Source organism: Gelidibacter algens, from assembly GCF_001678675.1.
Taxonomy (GTDB): Bacteria; Bacteroidota; Bacteroidia; order Flavobacteriales; family Flavobacteriaceae; genus Gelidibacter; species Gelidibacter algens.
In genome coordinates, this window is the sequence record NZ_LZRN01000123.1 from 1 (window position 1) to 900 (window position 900).

General features: G+C 46.4%; 1 pseudogene. It reads right to left on the reverse strand.

Features of this window, described 5'->3' with window-relative positions:
- Positions 1 to 900 (reverse strand): annotated as a pseudogene (locus tag A9996_RS20170) (hypothetical protein); the annotation flags it as partial.

Consider the following 900-nt stretch of genomic DNA (forward strand, 5'->3'; position numbering starts at 1 on the left):
GCCTGTGGCCGTCAATGTGGTGCTTTCTCCAGAGTTGATTGTCACACTGTTTCCAGCATCAACTGTTGGCAATGGATTGACTGTAACTTTGACGTCATCGGTATCAGAATTGGTTCCGGTACTGTCATAAGCTGTAAGTGTATAGGTTGTAGTTGCGCTTGGTGCAACTGATATGCTTTCTGTTGTTTCTCCAGTACTCCAAAGATAGGTCGAACCTCCCGTGGCGGTTAATGTGGTGCTAGAACCTTGGCAAATATTTTGATCTGCTCCTGCCGCAGCAACGACTTCAACTGAGTTACGAACCGTAACTTTTACAGTATCCGTTGCCTCACAACCCTTTGTTGTTCCTGTTACAGTATAGGTCTTGGTTGCTGTGGGAGTTACCGTAATACTCGCAGTAGTAGCACCTGTACTCCATTCATAAGATGTAGCTCCTGTGGCTGTCAATGTGGTGCTTTCTCCAGAGTTGATTGTCACACTGTTTCCAGCATCCACTGTTGGCAATGGGTTGACCGTGACTTTAACATCATCGGTATCCGAATTTTTTCCGGTACTGTCATAAGCAGTCACTGTATATGTTGTGGTCGCAGTTGGACTTACCGAGATACTTGCAGTTGTTTCTCCAGTATTCCATAAGTAGGTAGCTCCTCCGCTGGCGGTCAATGAAGTGCTAGAACCTTGGCAAATATTTTGATCTGCGCCGGCTGCAGCAACGACTTCAACTGAGTTACGGACCGTAACTTTTACAGTATCCGTTGCCTCACAACCCTTTGTTGTTCCTGTTACAGTATAGGTATTGGTTGCTGTGGGAGTTACCGTAATGCTCGCAGAAGTAGCACCAGTACTCCACTCATAAGATGTAGCGCCTGTTGCCGTCAATGTGGTGCTTTCTCCAGAGTT